The organism is Peptoniphilus hominis (ex Hitch et al. 2025) (genome assembly GCF_040096015.1).
Classification (GTDB): domain Bacteria; phylum Bacillota; class Clostridia; order Tissierellales; family Peptoniphilaceae; genus Peptoniphilus_A; species Peptoniphilus_A hominis.
In genome coordinates this window covers 38,401-53,382 of sequence record NZ_JBBMFO010000005.1, presented here as the reverse complement: position 1 = coordinate 53,382, position 14,982 = coordinate 38,401, and the positions used below count along the sequence as shown (strand labels likewise).

The window sequence follows — 14,982 nt, the reverse complement described above, 5'->3', positions numbered from 1 at the left end:
ATCCCCAAGTGAAATTAAATTCATTTTGGGGATTTATAAATTTTAAATTTTATTTTTCAGAATATTCTGCTTTAAGAGTCTTGCCCTTAATTTTTTTGCCGTCAAGGTCTTTTATGGCATCTTTAATCATATTTTTTGGAATTTCCACAAAAGTGAAGTTTGGCATAATATTGATCCTGCCAATTTCACCTGGAGATACATTTGTGTGCTTCTCAAGAAGTCTTATAATTTCGCGGGAGTCAAGTCCATCTCTTTTGCCCTTGTTGATGAAAATTTTTGGTCCCTTGATCTTTTTCATTTCTTTAGTCGTCTTGGTCTTTCTATTAGACTTGTCAGCCCTATTAGATCTATTCATTTCAAATTTTTTGCCAAAGTCAACCTTATCAAGCTCAGTAATTTTTCTGTTTTTTGAAGACTCATTTACCATCTTTAAAAGTGAAACGCTTATGTCGTATAAACTGTGTCCCTGAGCCAAAAGTTTATTTAAAACTTCGCTGTATCGGACATTGTCTTCTGCCTTTAAAATATTTTTGCTGACCCTGTCAAGTAAATTTTCCATACTTTCTCTTTCAAGGTCCCCTTTAGTTGGCAAATCTATTCTTTCCATCTTTATATTTGCATACTTTTCGATTTCTCTAAACTTTGGATAATCCCTGCTAGTCACAAAAGTAAAAGACAGACCCTTTTTGCCAGCTCTTGCCGTACGACCAATTCTGTGGACATAATACTCAGCTTGCTGTGGCAGGTCGTAGTTAAAAACAATGTCTATGTCAGAAACATCAAGACCGCGAGCAGCAACATCAGTTGCAATTAAAACATCAATTGTTCCCTTCCTAAACTTTTTCATGACATTGTCCCTAGAAGACTGACGCATATCGCCGTGAAGGGAGTCCACCTTGTAGCCCTTTTGTGCAATTTCCTCTTCCAAATTTTCCACCATTCTCTTAGTGTTGCAGAAAATAATAGACTTCTTTGGCTTGTGAATTAAGATGAGCCTGTTTAAAATTTCAGTCTTCATATTCCTATTTAATTCCAAATAGTATTGCTTAATTTTTTCTGCAGTGAGCTCCTTCTTTTCGATGATAACTTTCTTTGGATTGTTTTGATAAAGTTTTGAAAATTCCTGTATCTCATTGTCAAAAGTTGCAGAGAAAAACAAAGTTTGTCTGTCATCATTTGTCTTTTCGATTATAGTCTTCATATCATCCCTAAAGCCCATTTCAAACATCTCGTCTGCCTCATCAAGGACCAAAAATTTTAAACTGGATAAATCAATAGTCTTCCTCTTCATGTGATCCATGATTCTTCCTGGAGTGCCGACTACAATACTTGCGCCCCTCTTTAGTTCTCTAAGTTGCTTGCCCATGTCTGCTCCACCATAAATGGCAAGGACCCTTATAAAAGTTTTATGTTTAGAAAGTTTTTTAAGTTCTTCTGACACCTGTCTTGCAAGTTCTCTTGTTGGGACCAAGACGATTCCCTGCAAAGTTTCATAATTATTGTCCTGGATTTTTTCAATCATTGGTATGCCAAAGGAAGCAGTCTTGCCTGTACCCGTTTGAGCTTGCGCAAGAAGGTCGTGACCATCTAAAATTTCAGGAATAGTGCCCTCCTGTACTTCTGATGGACTTACAAAACCCATTTCTTCGATCGCCTGCAAAACTTCCCTAGATAAATTTAATTCGTTAAATCTCAATATATTCTCCTAATCTATTTTGAACAAAAAAATAGACCGAGATTTCCCTCGGTCTCAAGTTCTTTCCTTAGGCATTATAACACATAAGCTGCAAAAAAACTTCCTTATCGAAAAAATATTTAACAAATCTTTTAATTGCAAAAAATTATTTAACAAGCTTTCCCTTATACTTTATAATTCCACCCTTAAGGTTTATGGCATTGTAGCCCAGTTCACTTAGGTAAGATGCCACTTCATAGGATCTTCTTCCACTTCTGCAGAGAATATAAATTTCTCTGTCTTTTGGAATCTTGTTTAAGTTATTTGGCACTGTCATCATGGGAAGGTGAACTGCTCCCTTTATTGTTCCTGTCTCAAATACTTCTTCATCTTCACGCACATCTATGATAAAGGCATCACTAGTCTTATCAATATCATTTACATTTATCTCTTTCATTTTTCACCACTTGTCTTTTATAAAAAAAGACCCCGAAGGGTCTATTATTGAAATAATTATTTTACTGCTATTGCTTCGATTTCAATTAAAGCTTTCTTTGGAAGGTTAGCTACTTCAACACATGATCTTGCTGGTTTGTGTTCTGTAAAATATTCTGCATAAACTTCATTTACTGCTGCAAAATCATTTACATCGTCTAAGAAAATATTTACTTTAAGAACCTTGTCCAAGCTTGATCCTGCTTCTTCTAAGATTGCCTTGATGTTGTCAAGACTTCTTGCAGTTGCCTTTTTGATGTCGTCAGATACAAGTTCTCCAGTTTCAGGTACTAGTGGAATTTGTCCTGATGTGAAAATAAATCCGTTAACTTCTGTTGCTTGTGAATAAGGACCTACTGCTGCAGGTGCTTTGTCAGTGTGTAGTGTTTTAACCATTATTATTCCTCCTCATTTTCATGATCATGGTTTTTATTGTCGCTATCTTCCCACAATCTTTCGAGATTATAATACTCTCTCTCATCCTTGTGGAATACATGTACTATTATATCACCAAAATCTAAAATTATCCATCTACTTGAATTTTTGCCTTCAGTGTTCATAGGCTCTTCGCCTTGTTCTGAAAGTTTTTCGTCAATTTCCCTAGCAAGGGCATCTACTTGTGCTGAGGAGTTTCCACTTACGATTACAAAATAATCTGCTATAGAAGTCATTCCCCCTATGTCCAAAACTTTTGTATCGATTCCTTTTTTTGATTCACAAGATTTTAAAATAATATCTAATTTTTCTTCTACTGTCATTTTGCCTCCTATTTAAAATTATATTCTAAAAGCATTACATTTATTTTTTTCTCGTCTGGAATGAAATAAGAAATTCCACCTATATATTTTGGGCTGCCTGGAAGTGTATTTGTTGTTATATCCTCTGTGCCTATGCTGCGCATATTGGCTGCCACCTTAATAAGTTTTTTTACTGGAATATTATTTTCAGAGTAGTTTACATAAGAGCCTATGAGGAAGGGTGCCTTTAATAAAGTTTTTGGCTCCTTCATCTTAGATAAAAGTGACGCCATAAATTGTTGCTGTGCCTTTACTCTGCCAAGGTCTGCGTCCTTGTAACCCTTTCTAAATCTTAAAAATCCAATGGCATCGTAGCCATTTAAGGTTTGTGTACCTTCTTTTATATCAATTGTCAGAGGTGGATCTGCTGTTGGGTCTTCATACTTCATGTCCATGGGCACATCAACTGTGACTCCGCCAATTTTATCTACTACATCTTCTACAAATCTGTAGTCCACTGTGACATAATATTTTATATCTGTGCCAAGAAGGTTATTTACAGTGTCAAGGGTTAGCTCACTTCCTCCATACTTAAAGGAGTGGTTGATTTTTGTCTTTTTGTAACCCTTAATCTTTGTGTAAGTGTCCCTTGGGATTGAAATTATATTTACCTTTTTGCTTTTGCCATCTACATTTACTACCATAATTGTATCTGACCTGGCATTATCTGCTTTTTTTGAGTCGAGAGAGTCAACTCCAAGCATTAAAAATTGAAGATTTTCTCCATCTTGGTCAAGCTTGCCGTCGTCTTCATTTCCTAGGAAATAAAAGTATCCTGCCACGCCTGCTAGTGCCAAGACCAGTACGATTATTATTGTCGTTATAAAAGCTTTAAAAAAAGTTTTCAAGTGTCCATCTCCTTATAAAAATTTCTAGCTAAAACTGTGGCCGGAACAATGTAGGAGTCCCGCTCAACTAAAAATTTTAGGGTGTTATTTAGTGCGAAATACATGGCAGCGTCTAAGTCTTTATTGGCAAGTTCCCTTGCCCTTTCTACGCCGTCAAAATTTCTCAAGGGCTCAATATAATCTGCCAAGAAAATTATTTTTTCAAGATCAGACATATTGGCTCTGCCAGTTGTGTGATAAGTAATGGCATTTAAAATGTCCTCATCATCAATGTCATAAAATTCCCTTGCAAATATGGCGCCAAGATAAGAGTGAATGATTTGAGGAGCTTTCATCATCTCCTTAGTTAGGAGGAGATTATTCTCCTTGGCTTTTTTAATTAAATCTTTCTTATCTCTTATTTTTGCACAATCGTGTAAGAAGCCAGCAACTTCTGCCTTTTCCACATCTACATCGTGAATCTTTGCAAGTTTTATGGCTGTGTCCTTTACCCTTATTGTGTGAAGAAATCTCTTTTCGCCAATTCTCTCGCGAATTTCATTCTCATACTTTTTTAAATCATAGGTCATTTTTTATAAAACCCGCTTTCCTTAATATAATTCACAACTTCTTCAGGAATTAAATATCTAACAGATTTTTTATCTCTAATTCTATCTCTAAGTTCAGTTGAAGAAATTTCGTAGAGGGGTGTGTGAATAATTTCCACACTAGTCCCATAATTTTCTCGCAAAAATTTTAATTCTCTATTTATCTCTTCGATGTCTATATATTTTGGTCTCAGTGCCACAACAAATTCTATTTCCTTTGAAAGCTCTTCTATTTTTTTCCAAGTCTTAAGTTGAAAAAGTGTGTCAAGACCTATTAAGAAAAATAATTTTTCTTCTTTATAAATTTTTTTTAGTTCTCTTACTGTATCAACAGTGTAGGATAATTTTACCCTCTTAGTTTCAATGTCAGAGATTTCAAAATTTGGATTGGACTCTATGGCGAGCCTTACCATGTCATACCTGTCCTCTGCCGAAACATCAAGGTCCTTGTGAGGAGGATTGCCCGTTGGTATAAAAATAATTTTGTCGAGACCAAGCTCTTCCTTTAAATATTCACAAATCATGAGATGACCGTAGTGAATGGGGTTAAAAGTTCCTCCAAAAATTCCATATTTTTTCATGGCAATTCTATCTTTTTGTTTTCCTTAGATTCTCTATAAATTGTAAGTTTCTTGCCAATTTTTTGCACAAATTCTGCCCCAGTTTTTTCTAATATTTCGTCAACAATTTCATCAACTTCTACTGGTGCATTTTGCAAAACTTTTATCTTTACAAGTTCATGATCCTCTAAAAGTTTATCTATTTGATTTAAAAAGCCTTCATTGATGCCATCTTTTCCCAGTTGGATAAGTGGATCCATATTGTGAGCAAGACTCTTTAAATATGATCTTTCTTTTCCTCTTAACATTCTTTCTCCTATCTATTATTTATTCAAAAAATTCAAATTCGTAGCCGCCGATAAATACAGCACATCCATCTTCTGCCCCAAGTTCTTCCAATTTTTCAACAACTTTATTTTTTCTAAGATTTTCTTGGAAATATTTAAGTGAGTCGTAGTCGTCAAAATTCGTTGAGCGAAGGAGTTTGTCAATATAAGGTCCTTCAACAAAGTATTCGCCATTATCTTTAAATACTCTTATGCCTTCTTCTCTTGTAACTTCTTCCACATGCTCTTCATCGTAGGTCTTGTAGTCACTATAATCTACTTCTTTTAGCTTATTATATGTTAGCTTCATTAATTTGTCCAAATTTTTTGTAGTTGCACAAGAACCTGCTATAATGTCGTATTTGTCGCCAAGTTCTTCTTCCAATTTTTTTAGATTTTCTTGGGCACCTGGCATATCCATTTTGTTGGCAAAAATAATTTGCTTCTTTTCGCCTAACTTTTCATTGTATCTCACAAGTTCTTCGTTAATCTTATAAAAGTCCTCAAGAGGGTCCCTGTATTCAGAGCCAGAAATGTCAAGGACATGGATTAAAATTCCAGTTCTCTCAACATGCTTTAAGAACTCGTCGCCAAGTCCAATTCCTTCAGATGCCCCTTCAATAAGACCTGGTATATCTGCAATTACAAATGATTCACCTTCATCAATTCTTACAACTCCAAGGTTTGGAGAAAGTGTAGTGAAGTGATAGTTTGCAATCTTTGGAGTGGCAGATGTCACTATGGAAAGTAGGGTTGACTTGCCTACATTTGGAAAACCAACAAGTCCAACATCGGCGAGAAGTTTTAATTCTAAAATTACTTCCCTTTCTTCGCCAACATTGCCTGCTTGGGCAAAGGCCGGTGCTTGTCTAGTTGATGTCTTAAATCTTGCATTGCCAAGACCACCCTTGCCACCCTTACATACAGTGACAGCCATATTATTTTCCTTTAAGTCGTAGATGACGCCCTTGGTATTTGCATCTCTAATTAGAGTTCCAACGGGAACTTTTAAGATTATGTCCTCGCCATCTCTTCCAAATTTTAATTTACTCATGCCGTTTTGTCCATTTTCGGCCTTGTATTCTCTTTTATATCTAAAATCCATCAAGGTGTGAAGTCCAGAGTCCGTCATTACAATTACGCTTCCGCCTCTTCCACCGTCGCCTCCAGCAGGTCCACCAGCTGGTTCAAACTTTTCTCGTCTCCAAGCGACAGCGCCATCTCCACCTTTTCCGGCTTTTAATTTTATTTTTGCTATATCTATAAACATTTTAACCTCGCATTTTCTAAAATTATATCATAGAATTAACACTGAATTGTAGTGAAAACTTGAACCTTATGTCAAATATGTAAAATCTTGGTGAAATTTTAGATTTTACAAAGAAAAAAATAAAAGCAAGGTTTCCCTTGCTTCATCTTTATGCTAATTCAACTTTTTCTTCTTCGTAAACATTGGCGAATTTCTTTCCGCCCTTGCCCTTAGTTGTGAATCTCACAATACCATCAGCTGTAGCAAATAAAGTGTCATCAGAACCCTTCATAACATTTTCGCCTGGATGGATTTTTGTTCCTCTTTGTCTAACTAAGATGTTGCCTGCTAGAACAAATTGACCGTCGCCTCTTTTAACTCCAAGTCTCTTTGAGTTTGAATCACGACCGTTCTTAGAAGAACCTGCTCCCTTTTTTGAAGAAAAAAGCAATAAATCAAATTTAATCATTTTACACCTCCACGATCTTTAGTGTCAAATATTCTGGGTAAGCTTCATCGATAAGCTCAATTCCCATTATCATAAATTCAAAACAAGTTTGAATATCTTTTCTTTTAAAAATATCACTATTTAAAATTTCTATTTTTAATAATCCGTCGCCCTGCCTGTCTTTAATTTCACTTTCACAAACTCCAAGTTTATTTATCAGTGTAAAATAAAGAGTTTGAGTGAGAGTTGAAATGCTGGAGCAGACAATTTTATCAAATTCGCCCTCTGCATGACCACAAGACTTAAATCCACAGTAATAATCGCCCTTTTTGTAAAGGTCAATAATAGTCATTAGTTAATACCTGAAATTTCAACTAAAGTGTATGGTTGACGGTGTCCGTTTTTCTTTCTTTCGTTTTTCTTAGATTTGTATTTGTAAACAACAACTTTTTTGTTCTTACCTTGTGCCAATACCTTAGCTTCTACTTTTGCACCATCAACAAATGGAGCACCAACTTTAGTCTCATCACCTGAAACAAAAAGAACTTTGTCAAAAGTTACCTTGTCGCCTTCTTTTACATCTAATTTTTCAACTTTAATTTTGTCACCAGCTTCAACAACATATTGTTTTCCGCCTGTTTCAATAATTGCGTACATTGTAGCACCTCCTCATTACAAGACTCGCCATTATAGGCACCTAAGTTTAAAACCTATTCTGTGCGGTTACATCAATGTATTTTATCACAAGGACTTGGCTTTGTAAAGAAATTATTTGCTATTTTTAGACAAATCCTCATAAAAAAATAAGCAGGCTTTCACCTGCTTAGATTTTATCTTTATTTAATAAGATTTTCAACTGAAAAATTAAAAATTAGTCAGTTATTGTCATATTTTTGATTTCTTCTTTTAGTGATGCAATAAATTCATCTACATCAACATCAGCTACTTCTTCGCCATTTCTCTTTCTAACAGAAAGTTTGCCTGAAGTTTCTTCTTTTTCTCCAATTACTAGCATGTAGTTGATCTTCTTAACTTGTGCTTCTCTAATCTTGTAGCCAACTTTTTCTGTACGGCCATCAAGATGAACTCTAAGTCCTTCAGCGTGAAGTTTGTCTGCAATTTTTTCTGCAAAATCTTTAAATTTGTCAGATACAGGAATAACTTCAACTTGTACTGGAGATAACCATAGTGGGAATTTACCTGCAAAGTGTTCGATTAGGATACCCATAAATCTTTCAACTGAACCTAGTAGGGCTCTGTGAAGCATAACTGGTCTCTTTCTTTCTCCATCTTCATCAACATAAGTTAAGTCAAAGTTTTCTGGAAGTTGGAAGTCAAGTTGGATTGTACCACATTGCCAAGTTCTTCCAATGGCATCTTCTAGGTGGAAGTCAATCTTTGGACCATAGAAAGCTCCGTCGCCTTCGTTAATTGTGTATGGAAGTTTCTTTTCTTCTAGGGCTTCCTTAAGTGACTTTTCAGCCAAGTTCCATGATTCGATGTCGCCCATGAAGTCATCTGGTCTTGTTGAAAGTTCAATTGTATATTTAAAGCCAAAAGTGCTGTATAGGTAATCAGCAAGGTCAATCATCTTAAATACTTCGTCTTTTACTTGTGAGAATAAGCAGTAAACGTGGGCATCGTCTTGAGTAAATGTTCTTACCCTAAATAGTCCGTGTAGGGCTCCAGAAAGTTCGTGTCTGTGAACAATTCCGTATTCAGCAAGTCTAATTGGAAGGTCCCTATAAGAGTGATTATTTGAATTGTAAACTAAAATTGAGCCTGGGCAGTTCATTGGCTTAACAGCATAATCTCCATCGTCAATTTTTGTGAAATACATATTGTCTTTGTAGTGATCCCAGTGTCCTGATCTGTGCCACAAGGCTTCGTTTAAGATAATTGGAGTTAGGATTTCTCCGTAACCATTTTCATTTAGAACTCCTCTCCACCATTCAAGTAGAGTGTTTCTCAAAATCATTCCATTTGGATGGAAGAATGGGAAGCCAGGTCCTTCTTCGTGCATGCTAAAGAGGTCAAGTTCTTTACCTAGTTTTCTGTGATCTCTCTTTTCAGCTTCTTCGCGTCTTTCAATGTATTCATCTAATTGTTTTTGCTTTTCAAAGGCAATACCATAAATTCTTTGAAGCATCTTGTTGTTTGAGTCGCCTCTCCAATAAGCACCAGCTATTGAAAGAAGTTTTATTGCCTTAACTTTTTTAGTTGAAAGAAGATGTGGTCCCTTGCAAAGGTCAGTGAAGTCACCAATCTTATACATAGTGATTTTTTCATCTTCTGGAAGGTCTTCAATTAGTTCAACCTTATATTCTTGATTTTGTTCCTTGAAATACTTTATTGCTTCTTCTCTTGAAACTTCAATTTTTTCTACTGGAAGATCTTTTTTAGCAAGTTCCTTCATCTTATCTTCAATTGCCTTTAGGTCTTCATCTACAAATCTGTGTTCAAGGTCTAGATCATAGTAGAAGCCTGTTTCAGTTGCAGGTCCAATGGCAAATTTTGCTTCTGGATAAAGTTCCTTAATTGCATAAGCCATTAAGTGAGATGCAGTGTGCCATAAAATTTTCTTTCCTTCAATGTCATCGAATTTTACAACTTTGAAGTGAGCATCTTCATAAACTTCATCGTCAAGTCCTAAAATTTCTCCATTGACAACAGCTCCAAGGGAATCTCTAAGAAGTCCTTGGGAGATATCTCCAGTAATTTTACTTACCTTTACGCCACTTTCATATTCCTTTTGTGATCCGTCTGGGTATTTAATTATCATCATATCCTCCTAAAATTAAAAAATAAAATAAAAAAAGTCATCATCCCAAAGGACGATGACCGTGGTTCCACCTTAATTAAACTCGAGGGATTTAACGCATCCATACGCCATAGTTTGCTATGGGGCTCCAAGTTAGTTTTCAAAAATATAAAATTGGAAACTTGCACCAGCCGTTTCCTCTCTAAAAATTTTATATAATTTACTCTTCTTATCAAAGCCATTTTTAAAATTGCTCTTATATTAACATATAATCTTTAAAAATTCAAGAGCCAAGAGAAATTCTCTCTCAACTTACTAATATTTATTACCCTCTGAAAAGTTTTTAAAACAAAATTTTTCTCTCTTTGGTATAATTTAATTGTAATAATTGATTGAGAAATTATAATGTTTGTGTAAAGGGAGAACTTTATGAGAAAGAAATTTTTAAATTGTTTTATGATTCTTATCATAAAATAATCCTTTAAGGAGATGTAAAAGTAAAATGAATTATGAAACTCAAATTAAAATGTTCAAGCATTTAATTCCTATTGGCGAGAGGGATTCAAAAGACCTTATAAATTATCTCAAAAATAAATTTGACCTTGTTGAACTTAATTTTTCAGAATTACCTCCTTACAAGAAGTATATGCTTAGTGAAAATGCAAAGTATTTCGTTGGAAATATTAAGTTAAATGTTGAGATAGAAGACATGTCCTTTCGTCTCTTTAAAATTATAGAAAATGAAAAAAGTATAGAGTATGTGGATCCTCGTGAAGCAGAATATGGTAATTTTCTTTTTTTTATACTTGAAGAAAAGACTAAATATATGTCTACAAATAGTGGTAGACTTCTAACAGAGATGACTTACATTTCTGGGGTTTCTAAAGAATCTTACCTTGAAGAAGATTTAGTTTTTAAAGATTTGCTTTCTAAGTTAATGTTTGATTACCTTGATGACAATAAATTTTTATATGAAAAAATTCTTAACAAAAAAATAAATAGATAGTATATGTTTATAAATATCCTAATAATTATATTATAAATAAAAGATGGTATTAAAGAAGGGAATTAAGCCTTCTACATACCATCTTTTATATTTTCCATTTTTACATAAGTTTTAAATAAAATAAATAGAACCAAAATCTTCTATTGTTTCATCTGATAAAATTTCAATTTCATAATCATATTTTTTTATTATTTTTAAAATTTCTTCATGGGAGGAGTGATGAGAAAAATCTCCTGTGAAGAATATTTTTTTGCCCAAGACTCCACTTGCACCACCTATAAAACCGTAGTTAAAGTTTTGAAGCCTAATCTCTCCATGCTTTATTTTATAAATTGGTATAAAATCCCTTAGGCTTTCATAAATTCCGCCGTCACTTGTAATGATAAAGTCATTGGTCACAAGTGAGGAGCACTTGCCATATCCCTGCTTAATATTTTTCATCTCATAGCCAGAATTTTTGTAATAATCTAAGAGAACTTGATCTGTAAATTTTAAGTTGTGGATGAAATAATTTTTAAAAGTGAAGGCATTTAGGGGCACATCTTTTGGATACTTTTTTGACAAACTTGAATGTGATGGAATGATATTTTTGTCTGGAAAAAATTTTTTGTAGTATTCTAAATTATCCCTATCCACAACAAGCTCTCCACTGGGCAGTGGATGGACTAAAATATCTGGATGAGTGTCTAATCCTTTCATTAAATTTTTATTTGATTTTGTTCTAACAATTTTCCCATATTCTTTTAATATTTTTAAAGATTTTTCTGGAAATTTTTCTGCCACAATTACATATTTCATTTCATCATCTCGTAAATTATTATTGATGCCGCAACATTGGCATTTAAGGAGTCAACATTGGGAGAGATTGGAATATTTAAAAACCCCTTGGCATGAGACATCAAAAATTCTGAAACGCCCTTTGCCTCGTTGCCTATTACAACAATGTCCTTGTCCTTAAATTTATAGTCCCTTGTGGATCTTGAATTGTCAAGAGAAGTTGCAATAATATTAAAATCTAAATTCACCAAATCTTCCCGGCTCATAAAATATATTGGGACCCTAAAAATTGATGACATGGAGGACCTAACTGTCTTTGGATTGTATAAATCGCAGGAGTTTGGCGAAATAATTAGACCATCAAGGTCAAAGGCATCAGCAGATCTTATTATGCCTCCAAGGTTTCCCGGCTCTCTTATGTCATCTAAGTACAAAAATTTCCCAGACTCTTCATGAAACTCTCTGTGGACCTCACTGTAGTAGGCGATTATGCCAGGTGAAGTCACTGCATCGCAAAGATTTTTGAAAATATTGTCTGAAAAAATAAATAAGTCTTCTTCCTTCACTCTTTTTATTATGTCAGTGAATTTATTTTCCTTAAAGGAAGACTCATTTATGGCAATATATTTGGGTCTAAAGTCTCTTGCCTCTTCCATTACCACAGGCTTTTCCACCATAAAAAGTCCATGCTCTTGTCTATATTTTTTTTCCTTTAAACTCTTTAAAAATTTATAGGTCTCATTGTTTTTACTTGTGATTATCATTTTGCTCCTCGCCTTAAAGAAAAAAGCCCCGCAGGGCTCTTCACTTTTTATTTGAATTTACTTTTATCTTTTAAATATTCTTTGACATCAATGACTTCGCCATTTTCCATAATTATTTTAAAGGAGTAGTCATAAACATAGGCTGCAGAAAGTCCAATAAGTGATGCAGGAAGCGCCAAAATCATTCCAATGGCAGATGTAGTTAGGGAAAGAGATAAAACTGTTTCATTGTCTTTTTCAACAAGAAGTCTGCTTGCATTGCCCTTTCTCCAAATTTCCTTTATTGCGTCAACAATTTCGTCAAGATAATTTATAACTTCGTCAACATATTCTCTGCCTGTTTTACCTTGGCGACTTTCGTAGGATTCTTTTTCTTCTTCGCTTTCGAAAACCTTTGAAGCCTCAGCTGCCTCTTCGTATCTTCCTTCATTGATAAATTTTATAGCGTCATCAACATCGCCGTCGCTATCAAGTAGTGCCTTTCTCACAATTTCATAGGATGCTCCAGTAGTATTAATAACATAGTCAATTTTTGTCATATTAATCATAATATCACCTCGTGCTTATATTTACCCAAGAAAAATATTTTAAAAATTATTATTTCTCAGCTTGGTCTTCTGCCTTTGCATTAGTATTTGCAGAAGGATCATCTGCGCCATCTTCATCAATTTGTGGCAATGTATAAACAGCATCCTTTTCTTCATCAACTATAGAAAAGAAAGTTCTGCCTGGGTAAAATTTAACTTCAGTTTCATCAGGATATTTTAAGATTGTCCTAGCATCTTCATTTTCCTTTTCCCAAGTTATAGGAGCAAGTTTTCCCTTTTGAAGAAGAAGTCCTGAGCCGCTTCCTATATTTGCCATTTTTAAAGTTCCCTTAGGTCCAGCAACTACTCCCTTTTGGAAGAGGACAACTAGGTTATCTGTAGAAAATTCTTCGCCTGTCGCTTCATCAATAACAGGTTTATCTTGGCGAATGTATTTATATTTTCCACTTGCATCATCATAGATAAATTTTGTCTTATAATTTTGGTTAAAGTTTAGTGTGATTTCTTTTACATCTAGACCTTCAATTTCTGCTATCTCGTCATAAAAATTTAGTGATACAGTGTTGTCATTTACATCGACGCCCTTTTTCTCAACTAAATAATTTTCAAGTTCAGGAAGGGAAATATATCCATTGTGGGGTGCGCGCTTGCCAACATCTTTATTTCTGTGGAAGACTATTCCTTCAAGGGCAATTCCGTCAAGGTCAACTACGTGTCTATTTCTAACTTCAGCAAGTCCTGCTTCAGAGCCGCCCCAGTGAGCATAAATTGCATTGTATTCCTTGGCAGTTTGCACAAAGTAAGGTCTTGCAGAACGAACTGGTCCCACACCTTCAGGGAAATTACTTTGGAAGAGTGCCATATATCTTGTAAACTCGCCTTCAACTCTGTACTCATAAATTATGTCAGCCTTAGAAATTTGTGCTTGAGGTCTTGCATCATCGTGGTTGTCAAGCATTACTGCAAAGATTTTCTTCTTGGCTTGTTCTTCATTGTCTCTTTCTTCATGAGTAAGTGGTGTGTAGTAAACTATTTTTTCTGGCTCTTTTTTTTCTTCTTCCTTAGGTGCATTAGCTGTGTTTGTGTCTTTGTTGCAGGCAATTAGTGAAGTCGCCACTAAAGTCATAAGTAAAAGTTTTTTTAATTTTTTCATTGTCTCTCCTCTTTCTGATTTCTTTTATGTATTAACTTAATTGTAGTTTATAAAGGTCAATATGTAAACAAAGGATTAATTTTAAAAAATTTTTTCTTGTGATAAAATAAAAAAGGTGGTGATTTTATGAATAAATATCTTGAAATAATTGTCTATTTTACTGCTTTGTTTGGATACTTTTTGACTAAATACACAAAAATAATTAAAGACGAAAAACTAAGAGGCAAAGTCTCCTATGTCTTTAACCTCATAGCTTGGCTAATGCTTGTATATGAATTCATTCTAAAAAAATTTTTATAAATTTTGCAAAAAAAAAAATAAGGGCAACTGCCCTTATTAATTTACTTCTGTAAATCTTTTAATATCCTTATCGGAACCTAAAACTGTTAAGATGTCCTCTTCTTTTATCTTAAAAGAAGCAAGAGGGTTTACAAAATTTTCTCCAGCTCTCTTAACCATTAAAACATTAAAATTATAATCCTCTCTAAGTTTTAAGTCACGGATTTCTTTACCATTCATCTTTGGGCTTGCCTTTAAATCATAAATAGTATAGCCCTTAGAAATTTCATTGGCATCTAGTAAATAATCATTGGATAAATTATTTGCAAGTCTAAATCCCATGTCTCTTTCAGGGAAAATAATTTTATCTGCCCCACACTTTAACAAAATTTTTCCAAATCTATAATTAGGTGCCTTGGCAATAACTTTTTCGATTCCCGCTTCCTTTGATGCAAGGACTGCCATGACGGCAGCTTCAAGATTTTCTCCAATGGCAATTACTGCAACATCATAATTTTTTAGTGCAAGCTCTGTCATTGCCTTTTCATCTTCAAGGTCACATATAACTGCTTCAGTGACATTTTCTGAAATTGCGTCAATTTTTTCTTCGTCATAATCTACAATTACAACATCATTTTTTAAATCATATAATCTTGTGGCAACAGTAGAACCAAATCTACCACAGCCAAATACAATAAATGTCTTCATA

Annotated in this window: 20 protein-coding genes and 2 other annotated features; of the genes, 2 read left to right on the top strand and 18 right to left on the bottom strand. The window is 34.3% G+C overall.

The features are described 5' to 3' along the window. Positions 1-49: 49 nt before the first annotated feature. From WMO19_RS03200 to thrS, 13 genes are all read right to left on the bottom strand, one after another. Positions 50-1,696, bottom strand: a complete 1,647-nt coding sequence (locus WMO19_RS03200) for a DEAD/DEAH box helicase (protein ID WP_349170176.1) — start codon at positions 1,694-1,696, stop codon at positions 50-52. A gap of 145 nt (positions 1,697-1,841) precedes the next feature. Then, on the bottom strand, positions 1,842-2,132 hold the full coding sequence (locus WMO19_RS03195; RefSeq protein ID WP_349170175.1) for a rhodanese-like domain-containing protein: 291 nt from the start codon (positions 2,130-2,132) through the stop codon (positions 1,842-1,844). Positions 2,133-2,188: 56 nt separating this feature from the next. Continuing rightward, positions 2,189-2,566, bottom strand: coding sequence for a RidA family protein (locus WMO19_RS03190; protein WP_019125817.1), 378 nt, complete (start codon positions 2,564-2,566; stop codon positions 2,189-2,191). 2 nt (positions 2,567-2,568) lie between these two features. Beyond that, positions 2,569-2,928 carry a ribosome silencing factor gene (gene rsfS / locus WMO19_RS03185; RefSeq protein ID WP_297392958.1) on the bottom strand — a complete coding sequence of 120 codons (360 nt, stop codon included), beginning with the start codon at positions 2,926-2,928 and terminating at the stop codon, positions 2,569-2,571. Between the two features lie 8 nt (positions 2,929-2,936). After that, a complete protein-coding gene (locus WMO19_RS03180; protein ID WP_349170174.1) occupies positions 2,937-3,815 on the bottom strand; it encodes an LCP family protein in 879 nt (292 codons plus the stop codon). Beyond that, a complete protein-coding gene (gene yqeK, locus WMO19_RS03175) occupies positions 3,812-4,384 on the bottom strand; it encodes a bis(5'-nucleosyl)-tetraphosphatase (symmetrical) YqeK (protein ID WP_349170173.1) in 573 nt (190 codons plus the stop codon). The genes WMO19_RS03180 and yqeK overlap by 4 nt, the downstream gene beginning before the upstream one ends. Further along, the gene (gene nadD, locus WMO19_RS03170; protein ID WP_349170172.1) at positions 4,381-4,983 is read right to left on the bottom strand and encodes a nicotinate-nucleotide adenylyltransferase; all 603 of its coding nucleotides are present in this window, start codon (positions 4,981-4,983) and stop codon (positions 4,381-4,383) included. Before nadD ends, yqeK begins: the two co-directional genes overlap by 4 nt. Continuing rightward, a complete protein-coding gene (yhbY, locus tag WMO19_RS03165) occupies positions 4,980-5,270 on the bottom strand; it encodes a ribosome assembly RNA-binding protein YhbY (RefSeq protein WP_019125822.1) in 291 nt (96 codons plus the stop codon). Before yhbY ends, nadD begins: the two co-directional genes overlap by 4 nt. 19 nt (positions 5,271-5,289) lie before the next feature. After that, entirely contained in the window at positions 5,290-6,558 is a 1,269-nt protein-coding gene (gene obgE / locus WMO19_RS03160; RefSeq protein ID WP_349170171.1) for a GTPase ObgE, read from the bottom strand. Positions 6,559-6,706: 148 nt separating this feature from the next. Then, positions 6,707-7,006: a 50S ribosomal protein L27 gene (gene rpmA, locus WMO19_RS03155; protein ID WP_019125824.1), complete on the bottom strand. Its 300-nt coding sequence runs from the start codon at positions 7,004-7,006 to the stop codon at positions 6,707-6,709. Position 7,007: 1 nt separating this feature from the next. Further along, positions 7,008-7,337, bottom strand: a complete 330-nt coding sequence (locus WMO19_RS03150; protein ID WP_349170170.1) for a ribosomal-processing cysteine protease Prp — start codon at positions 7,335-7,337, stop codon at positions 7,008-7,010. Further along, entirely contained in the window at positions 7,337-7,642 is a 306-nt protein-coding gene (rplU, locus tag WMO19_RS03145; RefSeq protein WP_349170169.1) for a 50S ribosomal protein L21, read from the bottom strand. The genes WMO19_RS03150 and rplU overlap by 1 nt, the downstream gene beginning before the upstream one ends. Positions 7,643-7,652: 10 nt before the next feature. Beyond that, positions 7,653-7,720, bottom strand: a sequence feature (ribosomal protein L21 leader region). A gap of 136 nt (positions 7,721-7,856) precedes the next feature. After that, the gene (thrS, locus tag WMO19_RS03140; RefSeq protein WP_349170168.1) at positions 7,857-9,767 is read right to left on the bottom strand and encodes a threonine--tRNA ligase; all 1,911 of its coding nucleotides are present in this window, start codon (positions 9,765-9,767) and stop codon (positions 7,857-7,859) included. Positions 9,768-9,812: 45 nt separating this feature from the next. Then, positions 9,813-9,991: a binding site (T-box leader), on the bottom strand. A 257-nt stretch (positions 9,992-10,248) separates the two neighbouring features. Here thrS and WMO19_RS03135 point away from each other — a divergent pair. Further along, on the top strand, positions 10,249-10,752 hold the full coding sequence (locus WMO19_RS03135; RefSeq protein ID WP_349170167.1) for a hypothetical protein: 504 nt from the start codon (positions 10,249-10,251) through the stop codon (positions 10,750-10,752). 111 nt (positions 10,753-10,863) lie between these two features. Here WMO19_RS03135 and WMO19_RS03130 read toward each other — a convergent pair whose 3' ends face one another. The 4 genes from WMO19_RS03130 to WMO19_RS03115 are packed head-to-tail and all read right to left on the bottom strand — an operon-like array spanning position 10,864 to position 13,994. Next, positions 10,864-11,550 (bottom strand): DUF6873 family GME fold protein, encoded by a 687-nt coding sequence (locus tag WMO19_RS03130; RefSeq protein ID WP_349170166.1) that lies wholly within the window; start codon positions 11,548-11,550, stop codon positions 10,864-10,866. Continuing rightward, entirely contained in the window at positions 11,547-12,293 is a 747-nt protein-coding gene (locus tag WMO19_RS03125; RefSeq protein ID WP_349170165.1) for a TrmH family RNA methyltransferase, read from the bottom strand. Before WMO19_RS03125 ends, WMO19_RS03130 begins: the two co-directional genes overlap by 4 nt. A gap of 47 nt (positions 12,294-12,340) precedes the next feature. Then, the gene (locus WMO19_RS03120) at positions 12,341-12,841 is read right to left on the bottom strand and encodes a DUF4342 domain-containing protein (RefSeq protein WP_019125832.1); all 501 of its coding nucleotides are present in this window, start codon (positions 12,839-12,841) and stop codon (positions 12,341-12,343) included. Positions 12,842-12,890: 49 nt separating this feature from the next. Next, on the bottom strand, positions 12,891-13,994 hold the full coding sequence (locus WMO19_RS03115; protein ID WP_349170164.1) for a DUF3048 domain-containing protein: 1,104 nt from the start codon (positions 13,992-13,994) through the stop codon (positions 12,891-12,893). 126 nt (positions 13,995-14,120) lie between these two features. Between WMO19_RS03115 and WMO19_RS03110 the strand changes: the two genes are divergently transcribed. Further along, the gene (locus WMO19_RS03110) at positions 14,121-14,294 is read left to right on the top strand and encodes a hypothetical protein (protein ID WP_349170163.1); all 174 of its coding nucleotides are present in this window, start codon (positions 14,121-14,123) and stop codon (positions 14,292-14,294) included. Positions 14,295-14,330: 36 nt separating this feature from the next. On the opposite strand, the gene WMO19_RS03105 is transcribed toward WMO19_RS03110, so the two are convergent. After that, positions 14,331-14,981, bottom strand: a complete 651-nt coding sequence (locus WMO19_RS03105; RefSeq protein WP_019125835.1) for a potassium channel family protein — start codon at positions 14,979-14,981, stop codon at positions 14,331-14,333. Position 14,982 lies beyond the last annotated feature (1 nt).